This window comes from Pseudomonas oplopanacis (assembly GCF_057128725.1).
The window spans coordinates 1-628 of the sequence record NZ_JBSKHV010000046.1 but is presented as its reverse complement, the minus strand read 5'-3'; the positions used below and the strand labels follow the sequence as shown (position 1 = coordinate 628).

Annotated in this window: 1 protein-coding gene; it reads left to right on the top strand. The window is 67.7% G+C overall.

All coding sequences use genetic code 11. The features are described from left to right. Window positions 1–628: tRNA dihydrouridine synthase (locus ACWKV5_RS29635; protein ID WP_483844151.1), on the top strand; the 628-nt coding region annotated here is incomplete at both ends.

The following is a 628-nucleotide window of genomic DNA, read 5'->3' as shown; positions in this document are numbered from 1 at the left end:
AAGACCATGCGGCGCGCCAACCACACGGGCGAGGTCGAGCCGATCGCCGTGCAGATTGCCGGCGCCGAGCCGATGATGATGGCCGAGGCCGCGCGCTACAACGTCGATCGCGGCGCGCAAATCATCGACATCAACATGGGCTGCCCGGCCAAGAAGGTGTGCAACGTGGCCGCTGGTTCTGCCCTGCTGCAGAACGAGCCGCTGGTCCAGCGCATTGTCGAGGCCGTGGTGGGTGCGGTCGGCGACCGCGTGCCCGTGACGCTCAAGATCCGTACCGGTTGGGACCGCGAACACCGCAACGCATTGAGCGTGGCGCGCATTGCACAGGACGCCGGCATCAGCATGCTGACCGTGCATGGCCGCACGCGCGCCGATCTGTATCACGGTGAAGCGGAATACGACACCATCGCCGCGGTCAAGGCGTCGGTGCGCATTCCCGTGGTGGCCAACGGCGACATCACCACGCCGGCCAAGGCCAGGCACGTGCTGGCCGTGACCGGCGCCGACGCCATCATGATCGGCCGCGCGGCGCAGGGGCGCCCGTGGCTGTTCCGCGAGATCGAGCATTTCCTGCAGACCGGCACGCTGCTGCCGGCTCCGGAGGTGGAAGAGATTCGCGGCATCATGA